The sequence below is a fragment of the Corynebacterium sp. HMSC22B11 genome (genome assembly GCF_001815965.1).
Classification (GTDB): domain Bacteria; phylum Actinomycetota; class Actinomycetes; order Mycobacteriales; family Mycobacteriaceae; genus Corynebacterium.
The window spans coordinates 1-8,881 of sequence record NZ_KV823525.1; the positions used below are offsets into that span (position 1 = coordinate 1).

The 8,881-nt window shown below is 63.1% G+C and carries 10 protein-coding genes; 4 read left to right on the top strand and 6 right to left on the bottom strand.

Annotation, left to right across the window (positions count from 1 at the left end; translation table 11 throughout):
* Positions 1–210: 210 nt before the first annotated feature.
* Both HMPREF3088_RS09670 and HMPREF3088_RS09675 read left to right on the top strand, forming a co-directional pair.
* The gene (locus HMPREF3088_RS09670; RefSeq protein ID WP_016663414.1) at positions 211–837 is read left to right on the top strand and encodes a hypothetical protein; all 627 of its coding nucleotides are present in this window, start codon (positions 211–213) and stop codon (positions 835–837) included.
* A 334-nt stretch (positions 838–1,171) separates the two neighbouring features.
* Positions 1,172–1,354 carry a hypothetical protein gene (locus tag HMPREF3088_RS09675; protein WP_049050027.1) on the top strand — a complete coding sequence of 61 codons (183 nt, stop codon included), beginning with the start codon at positions 1,172–1,174 and terminating at the stop codon, positions 1,352–1,354.
* Here HMPREF3088_RS09675 and HMPREF3088_RS09680 read toward each other — a convergent pair.
* The 4 genes from HMPREF3088_RS09680 to arsB all read right to left on the bottom strand — a co-directional run bounded on the left by HMPREF3088_RS09680 (position 1,348) and on the right by arsB (position 5,330).
* Entirely contained in the window at positions 1,348–1,731 is a 384-nt protein-coding gene (locus HMPREF3088_RS09680; protein ID WP_016663416.1) for a hypothetical protein, read from the bottom strand. The genes HMPREF3088_RS09675 and HMPREF3088_RS09680 overlap by 7 nt on opposite strands.
* A 579-nt stretch (positions 1,732–2,310) precedes the next feature.
* Entirely contained in the window at positions 2,311–3,555 is a 1,245-nt protein-coding gene (locus HMPREF3088_RS10795; protein WP_246818156.1) for a type IIL restriction-modification enzyme MmeI, read from the bottom strand.
* A gap of 240 nt (positions 3,556–3,795) precedes the next feature.
* Positions 3,796–4,215, bottom strand: a complete 420-nt coding sequence (locus HMPREF3088_RS09695; protein WP_070759782.1) for an arsenate-mycothiol transferase ArsC — start codon at positions 4,213–4,215, stop codon at positions 3,796–3,798.
* Complete coding sequence (gene arsB, locus HMPREF3088_RS09700) at positions 4,212–5,330, bottom strand: ACR3 family arsenite efflux transporter (protein ID WP_070759783.1); 1,119 nt, start codon at positions 5,328–5,330, stop codon at positions 4,212–4,214. Before arsB ends, HMPREF3088_RS09695 begins: the two co-directional genes overlap by 4 nt.
* 80 nt (positions 5,331–5,410) lie before the next feature.
* Between arsB and HMPREF3088_RS09705 the strand changes: the two genes are divergently transcribed.
* Entirely contained in the window at positions 5,411–5,758 is a 348-nt protein-coding gene (locus HMPREF3088_RS09705; protein WP_070759784.1) for an ArsR/SmtB family transcription factor, read from the top strand.
* A 226-nt stretch (positions 5,759–5,984) separates the two neighbouring features.
* Entirely contained in the window at positions 5,985–6,374 is a 390-nt protein-coding gene (locus HMPREF3088_RS09710; RefSeq protein WP_371441319.1) for a carboxymuconolactone decarboxylase family protein, read from the top strand.
* Between the two features lie 25 nt (positions 6,375–6,399).
* Here the strand turns inward: HMPREF3088_RS09710 and HMPREF3088_RS09715 are convergent, their stop codons facing one another.
* Both HMPREF3088_RS09715 and HMPREF3088_RS09720 read right to left on the bottom strand, forming a co-directional pair.
* Positions 6,400–7,785 (bottom strand): MFS transporter, encoded by a 1,386-nt coding sequence (locus HMPREF3088_RS09715; RefSeq protein WP_070759786.1) that lies wholly within the window; start codon positions 7,783–7,785, stop codon positions 6,400–6,402.
* Positions 7,786–7,909: 124 nt separating this feature from the next.
* Complete coding sequence (locus HMPREF3088_RS09720) at positions 7,910–8,761, bottom strand: sulfite exporter TauE/SafE family protein (RefSeq protein ID WP_246818158.1); 852 nt, start codon at positions 8,759–8,761, stop codon at positions 7,910–7,912.
* Between the last annotated feature and the right edge of the window lie 120 nt (positions 8,762–8,881).

Here is an 8,881-nt window from a genome sequence, read left to right on the forward strand (position 1 = left end):
ATCGGTCTGGCACTTGACAAAAACATAGGGACACGTTTCTACGTCAACCCACCACCCCCGGGTTTACCTGCCGTTCACCGACGGTCGCTGACCAGTTCACCATGGGCGGCTAACGTGATTTCAAAAGATACTTCCTTAACCTTAGCGTCAGGTTCCTGCAGTTCCACCAGCGAAAGCGGTGGAACTGCACCGAAGATAAAGGACGTCGCTGTGACAACCTCACCAGAAGCACCGAATACTTCGAAAACTCCGATGGCTCGCAGGCTTCTCAAGAAGGTCCCGCCTCAGATCCGAATTATCTTCGTCGTCCTCGGATTACTCCTGATCTTCGGGCTGTTCTCCCTAGGGATGCAACTGTTCATGCTCCTGGTCGTAGTGATGTCGGAAGTGCCGTGGGTCGCATCAGGGATTCTCCTCGGGATCTTCCTCATACTGCTCCTCCCAAGCAAGGGGTGGACCGTGTTCGGTACCCTCCTGTTCATAGTCGGGGCCATCGTCAGCGCGATCGCGGACGTCCCTGGCAACCCGATCTACAACGCGCCGTTTGAGGCACTGTTCCTCAACGAGGGCGAATACCTCTCCGCTAGCGTCATCATCGAGCACCCCACCCAAGGCGAAACAGCCGTCACCCCCGACAACATCATCGTGGATGCAGAGGGCAACGAGCTCCGCGACATCAACGACTTCCTCACGTTCCTCTACCGCCTGGTTCTGTATTCCGTCATCTACGGCGTACTCATCACGCTGCGCGGCTTCCTCGCGAAAATGAAAACCACATCCACGAGCGCCTCCCCTCGCAAGAAAGGGAACGACGAGGCTCACCTCAAGACGCCTTAGGCACGTCGGCGGCGCATCACCATCAACAACGCCATACCCGCCACAACAGTCACGGCCGCCAACGCGGCTGGCACAACCTCAGCCCCCGTGCGGGCCAACGCTCCCCCAGCCTCCGATGCGGTGCCTGCGTTATCGGTTCCACCAGCGTCCGATGGGGTGCTTGCGTTATCGGTGCCGTCAGCGTTGTCGGTGGCGTCCGGTTGCGCTGGGTCGGCTGGCTGCCTGCTGGGGTTTTGTGTTTGCGCTGGTCAGGTCCACGTCGTTAGTGCCATGAGGGCCACCATTGTCGTGGCTGTCATATCTCTTGTGGGATTTTTGTGGGATTCTGGCCCCCATGGTTTTTCTTGACGATGCTGACACCTACCCCGTCGTCGATCAGGAGCGTGTGCCGGCAGAGGAGTGCGGAATTCTCGGGGCGGCGCAGCAGGCGCCGCGGGAACTGCGCATCGAGCACTCGACGATCCAGCTCGAACACCCCGGGCAAGTCGAGCACGAAGCGGTGTGCGGGGATCAGTAGAAGGCCACCTCGGCGCCCCCGTACTCCACGACGGTGTAACCCTCGGTCTCGGTGGCGGCGAACTGCAGGCCCCGACCGTGCTCACGATCCTCCGCCAGCCAGAAGGACACCCCGAAGCGCCAGCGTTCCAGGGGTTCGGACAGCACGCACACGCTGGTCAGCTCAGGTACCTCACCGTCCGGAAATTCCTCCCGGATCCGCTCCCGTGCTACCGCCAACCACTCCGGTGCCTCTTCGAGAGCCTCAGCGATGCGCGCCGTCATCTCCGGTGACAGGGGAACGTAAGCCGCATCGAGGTCATCGGAGAGGATGAGGCGGACCTGCCACTCGCCCGGAATCTCGACGAGCGTCTCGAAATCGTGGAACTCGTAGTTCATGGTGTCTAGTGACCGCGGATGGCGGTGTCCTCCATCATCTCGACGTCATACTGCGAGATCTCGGCGGCCGGGGGCGGTGCGCAGGTCGCCGTGGAGGTCCTCGCACTCCAAGACGGCGTCCGCGTCCACAGGCTCCCGCAACCGGTTACTTCGGGATCCCCGAAGGTGGCATTGACTTGTCATGGGGTGATCTTTGGGGCCACAAATCCGTCAATGAGCGGCCCCGACCAGGAGCCCACATTCCAGACACTTTCCTCGATGAATTGGAAGAAAATGGATGTAAGGCTCTCGTTGAAGGCCGCGATTGGTCCTGTGAGCGCACTCGCCATGATAGAGCTTCCCTTGTGATGAAAACGGTTTGCCGTACTTGTGTTTACAAGAATATAACCGCTCAGAGATTAGGTGGCTGCCCTTAAAGCGCAAGATTTCTCGAGCGATTGTCATGGGCGGTTACCCCTGGAGAGCCTTTTCCGTTTTGTGTTTTGTCTGGCTCGCTATTCTGGCGGGCAAGATCGAAGCCGTCCCCATGAGAGGGCAATGACAACAGCACGTGAATAGCCTCCTCGCTAGTTGAACCAGTCAGGCAGCTAAATCGCAGTTCGCGCGCGTTTGTATCCCTCGTGCTATGAAAGTTTCGCAGAACACCATGTCGGCCAGGCTGTCGCGGAATGCCCGCAGCTTCGCCACCGGTGTGGACTTTGCCGCGATCAGCCGGTCCGCCTCAGCGCGCAGCTCGTCCAAAAACAGCGGGCCAATGGTCTTTAGAATGTTCTTCTCGCTGGTGTAGTGCTCACCGTCATCCCGGCGGGCCTCCTTGGACTTCACCAGTTGGAACATCGACCCAAACAAGGCAGGGCTGATGTTCGTCCAACGGAACCGGCACGCATTCAGCAGCGCATCGCGCATCTCCGGGGTGAAGAACTGCGTGGGCATCGTCTCCGCGAAGATCGCCCCGTTGATGTACGGAAAACGCGCCATGGAATCCGGCACCCGGCGGCGCTGAGCCTCCGGGGTATTCAGCACCTCAAACAACGCACCAAGCTGGCTTCCCAAGTTCTCGCTGGTGGTGTGCTCCAGAACGAAGCGATAGAAGAGATCCTGCTCAATGACCCCGGAGTCCTCGGCGAACAGCAGGAACAGCAGACGGGTCAGATACATCGACGTCACCTGGACGGCGGCGTCTTCGTCCTCAGGGTTGGTCGGGGCCTCATCGCCGACTTCCTCGTCGACCTCGTCGCCGACCATTGCGGTGAACAGGTCGGCCATCAGGCGTGATGCCTGGATCGAGGCCTCCTGCTGCTCCTCCCGCGTGAGGGTCTCCTCGTAACCGGCGAGGAACTTCAGCTCATCGACGTGCTCGGTGACCTCCGCGAGCGGGAACTCAATGTCGAAGCGCTGCTCTGCCGAGCCGAGCCGCACCAAACGGAGGCGCTCGAAGTCGCTGGCGAGAATGTAACGGGGCTGCTCGGACGGCGTAATCGTGCCGCCGAGCAGGTAGTCGCGTGCCTGATCCACCGCGACCTGGAGATCGACCCCCGGCTTCTTCGCCTCCCCGATCACCACACCCGGCCAAAACAGGTCAATATAGCCGGTCTTGCCGGTGCTCGCTCGCCGGGCGTCCTGCTCGAACAGGTCCATGCGGGAGGCGGTCACGCCGAAGCATTCGAAAAGCTCGGTCCAGTAGCTCTGCGCGTACTTGCGCTCAAGTCCGCCCTCGTCGTCGTTGCCCCAGCCGTCGAGGCGTTCCCGCCATCGCAGCTTGAAGCAGTCAAGGTTCTGGCGCATGGTCGCGCGGTCCAGGCGAAGTGCGGTTGGAGAAGTCACGCTCTCACCATAGACAACGCACCAGACACGGGCCGCATGTTCGAATACTCCCGCATCACATAGCAGGTCCGGGCGGATCCCGCCCTTCTCGGATAACGACGTGTCAGCGCCCGCGGTTACCGCCCGCCGTACCGTGCCCGGGGAGTGTCTGCACCGGATTCTAAGCTGGGGTCAGCGCCTGCCTAGGCCGGATGACGTCATTAAAAAACCACAGCACCTCAACCGCTATGAGGTGGGCAGTTAATTCTCGAGCAACTCATCGAGAAGCCTGCGTACCCGAGTGTCGATCTCATCGCGGATCAGGCGCATCCGCTCGATGCCCTCGATGCCCCGCTGGGACGGCTCGTCGATCACCCACCGCTCGCACGTGCCGTGAGCATCCTCAGGTAGCTCCAACTGGGCGTCCTCACCGAGAATGACGGTGCGGTCGACCTCCCGCAGTAGCCGCGGGTCGATCCCCTTCGCGGTTCCGCCGGACATGTCGGCCCCGACCTCACTGATAGCCTCGACAGATTCGGCGTTGAGCTTGTGGCCAGGCCTGGTGCCGGCAGACCGGATCTCGACCCGATCGCCAGCATGCTGAGCGGCCAGGGCTGCGGCCATCTGGGACTTGCCGCCGTTGCTTACGCAGACAAACAGAACTCTCGGACGGGTACTCATGAGATGGCATTCTCCTTCTCCGATGCAGCAGTCTGTGAAGACGATGCGGGGGATGCGGGCAGGGTCGGATCCTGGGAGAAGAGTTTCGGCCCCAACCACAGCATGACGTAGACCAGGCCGACGAGCACCGGGACCTCGATCAGCGGCCCGATGGTGCCGGCCAGCGCCTGCGCGGAGTTCGCCCCGAAGGTACCGACCGCCACGGCGATGGCCAGCTCGAAGTTATTTCCTGCGGCCGTGAACGACACCGACGCCGACTGCGCGTAGTTCATCCCCGACATCTTCGTGACCACCAGCGCGAGGGCGAACATGCCCACGAAGTAGATCAGCAGCGGCACCGCGAGACGAGCCACGGTCCACGGTTGGGAGGTGATTTGCTCGCCTTGCAGGGAAAACAGCAGCACGATGGTATACAGCAGGCCGAGCAACGCCAGCGGGGAGATCGCGGGCAAGAAGGTGTCCTCGTACCAGGCACGGCCCTTGGTCTTCTCACCGATGAGTCGAGAGAGCACTCCGGCCAACAGCGGGATGCCGAGGAAGACGAGCACGGAGGTGGCGATGGACCAGAAGGAAAACTCGGCCGAGGTGGTCGCCAGCCCCAGCCAGGAGGGCAGGATCTGGAGGTAGAACCAACCAAGCACGCTGAACATAATCACCTGGAACACCGAGTTGATGGCCACCAGCACGGCCGTGGCCTCCCGATCACCACACGACAGGTCCGACCAGACGAGCACCATCGCGATGCACCGAGCCAGGCCGACAATGATCAGCCCCGTGCGTAACTCCGGCTGATCCGGCAGGAAGATCCAGGCCAGAGTAAACATGAAAGCCGGGCCGACCAGCCAATTAAGGACGAGGGAAACGGTCATCAGGCGTTTATCGGCGACGATCTCCCGGGTCTTGTCGTAACGAACCTTCGCCAACGGCGGGTACATCATCACCAGCAAGCCAAGGGCGATCGGCAGGGATATTCCGCCGACCTCCAGGGCGCCCAGAGCGTCACTAATACCGGGGAACGCCCGGCCCAGGAATAGGCCAACAGCCATGGCCAGAAGGATCCACACCGGCAGGAAGCGATCTAAAAAGGACATGCGCGGGCGATGGGAAACAGTCATAAGACCCCTTTTACATATTGATGGTCATCGATACTAAAAGTAATCTTCATATAGATGACCGTCAATATAGGATGGCTGTTATGACCCTCCCGCAGATCCTTCCACTCACTGATCTTGCCTCCTGTTGCTCGCTCGGTTCTGGCCCCCTGACCGAGCATCAGGCCGAGCGTTATGCCACCTTGTTCAAGGTGCTGGCCGATCCTGCCCGCCTGCGGCTGCTGTCGAGGTTGGCGGCCGAGGGATGCGGCCCGGTCAGTGTCGGGGAGCTAACAGAGAGGTCTGGGTTGAGTCAGCCGACTGTGTCTCACCACCTCAAACGATTGACTGAAGCCGGCCTGCTAGAGAAGGTGCGAGTAGGCCGGACGGTCACCCACCAGGTCCGCCCGGAACTGTTCGCAGAGCTGCGCACCGTGCTGCAGATGGACTGACCCGCCACCAACGAGCAGGACACGATCACACATGTGATCACCAAGCACGCCGAGGCGATCGCCACACCGTTGCGCGGGGCGTGTCTGCACCGGGTTCTAAGCTGGCGTTAGCGCCTGCTTGAGGCGGGCGACGTCGCTAAAAAACACAGCACCACAACCACAACACCACACGGAAGGCGAGAGCATGACGGAAGAGACGAAGAAAAACGACTCCCTAGCGGAGGCGATGGACACCGCCTACGAGGCGGGCATCGAGATGCGGCGTGCGGTCATGGGCGATGATTTCGTGGACGCCGCGCTGGAACGCAACGCGGGTAAGGACGGCGAGGAGCTGCAGAAGCACATCTCCGCGACCGTCTGGGGCTCCATCTGGAACCGGCCCGGCCTGGAGAAGCGGGATCGCAGCCTGCTGAATATTGGCATGCTCGTCGCGCTGCGGGCCACCGGTGAGCTGCGCGGACACGTCCGCGGCGGCCTGCGTAATGGGCTGACCCGCGAAGAGATCACCGAAGCCGTGCTGCACACCGCCGGGTACTGCGGGGCGCCTGCAGCACTGAGTGCGATGAAGGTCGTCCAGGAGGTACTGGAGGAGGAGCTCGGGCCGAAGGGAAGCTAGCCCAGCGCGCTAGCTGCCCAGCGCGCTAGTTGTTGAGCGCGTCCTCCAGGTAGCGGTCGCGACCTGCCCACAGGCCGGCGAGGAACTGCAGCACCACCAGGGCCACCAGGCCAGCCATGACGACGGACCACGGCTGGGCCACTCCCCCGCCGGAGAGCACGTCATGCAGCGCGCCCGCGCCGACCGGGCCGATCGCGGAGCAGGTATAGCCCGCGGTCTGGCTGAGCGCGCCCAGCCCCGCCGTGCCCGCCACCGTGCGGGTGCGCAGCATCGCCAGGGAGAACGCAATACCCGTGGCAGTGCCGTGCCCAATACCGAAGAACACCGCGAAAGCCATGCCCAAGTGCGCTGGCGCGAAGTACATGCCCGCCAGGCCCACGCCCAAACCCAGGGAGCCGATGGAGGTCGCCCACACCTGGCTCCTGGTCCGGTGCACGAGGATGCTCACCGCCAGGGCGCACGGGATCGCCACCAGGTTCACGACGGTGAGCATCTCGCCGCCCGCGTTCTCCCCGCGGCCCTGCTCCAGGAACATCGTCGGCAGCCACGCGTTGACCGTGTAGAAGAGCACGGAGAGCACCGCGAAGTACACGCTCACCGCCCACGCCAGCGGGGAGCGCAGCATGCTGCTCATCGCAATCGCCGGTGGGGCCGCCTTCGCACTGGATGCCGCGCCGGAAGCGTCGGTGGAATTCTCCGCCGCGCCAGAAGCATCGGCGGTCTCCTCCCCCGCGCTGGCACCCTCCGCAGCGCCGGACGCCCCGCCATTCTCCGTGAGCTGCACCGTCGCCGCCGGGGTGCCCGGCCGCAGCTTCACCTTTCCAACCTGTGGCAGCCATAGCGGCAGCGCAATCACCGCGAGGATCCCCCAGCTCAGCAGGGCGATCCGCCAGGACCCCGTGGCCCGGGCGATCGGCAGCGTCAGTCCACTGGCCAAGGCCGGGCCCGCATACAGGCTCACGGTGTACACGCCCATGAGAATGCCGCCCTTATCCGGGTAGCGCGCCTTAATAAACGCCGGCAGCAGCACATTGCCGATGGTGATCGCCACGCCCACCACGGCCATGCCGATGAAAAGCGCAGTAGCGCTAGGCACCAGGCGGATCGCGAACCCCACCATCAGGATCACGAGGGCCGCGAGGATAGTGCGGGCCAGCCCGAACCGACGTCCCCACCCTGGGGCGCGCATGGAAAGAAGGACAAACGCGAGCAGCGGAACCGTCGTCAACAGGCCCGCCGCGGTGGCGCCGAGCGCGAGATCACTACGGATATCGGGGATCACGAAGGCCACGGAAATGATCGCCGGGCGCAGATTCAGCCCGACAAAGAAGATCCCCAGCAGGGCGATCAACATGCTGGGGCGGGCGGCGCGCTGTGCACGCCCTGTGGGTGCGCCGGTGGGTTCGGTCATCTCGCGTGGCTCTCCTTCGCTCGTCTCGGGGGTTGGTGGCCGGTGGCTGGTTCTCACCAACGCCTGCCGGCAGCCCCAAGCAGCTTAGCCAACACTAAAACCGCCTCAACCAGGAGGCGTGAGCCTAGGCGAGCAGGTACTCCTGCGCGAGCACAACCGCCGCCATCAGCAGCACAAAGACCCCGAAGGCGCGCTTCAACTTCGCTGCCGGGATATGCGAGCCCAGCAGCGTGCCAAGGATCGTGCCAGCCATCGCAAGCCCGGTGAGGCTGCCGAGGGCCTGCCAGTCGACGTCCACGTGAAGGATGTGGGAGAGGAACCCCGAGGCCGACTGCATCGACACGACCAGCAGCGAGGTGCCCACCGCGGCGGGCATGGTGAAGCCCACGAGCAGTGCCAGGGCCGGGACGACGAGGAAGCCGCCGCCCGCTCCGACCAGCCCGGAGATCACGCCGATGCCAAGTGCTGCGAGGACGATCTTCACCTTCTGCGCCCGGGTCAGTGGCAGGGTCGCTGCGGTTCCTACGCTGCTCGGGGTCGCTTTCCCGTCCGTGGCGCTCGGTGCTGCTGGTGCGGACGGCTTCCTGCCGCGGACCATGCCGATGCCGGAGGCGATCATCACGATGGCGAAGATCGTCATGACGACGATGCCGGGCAGCAAGGCGGTCAGTTGCCCGCCCGCGAAGGCACCCAGCATCGCCAGCCCACCGAAGACGACGCCCGTCCCCCACCGGACGTTGCCCTTTTTATGTCCCCGTTCCCGCTGTTCCTTGGTCGGCCGGGCGTGCAGGAAAGTCGAGAACAGGCTGGTGAGCCCGACGATGAACAGGGAGCCAGTGATGGATTCCTGGGTGGGCCAGCCCGCGATATAGCTGAGGATGGGCACCATGAGGATTGCCCCGCCACCGCCGAAGAGCCCAATGGTGATGCCAACGAGGATGGCAAGGACGTGGGCGGTGATCAGTGCAGCGGACAATCTTTCACTTCCTGGCTTAAGGGTGGTGCCGAAAGTTCTCTTAACTCTTGTGCCATCCATGCTAGATGGCGCTGTGAGCGTGGCTCACGGGTTAAGGGTCAAAAAGTGTGTCCGGAATCG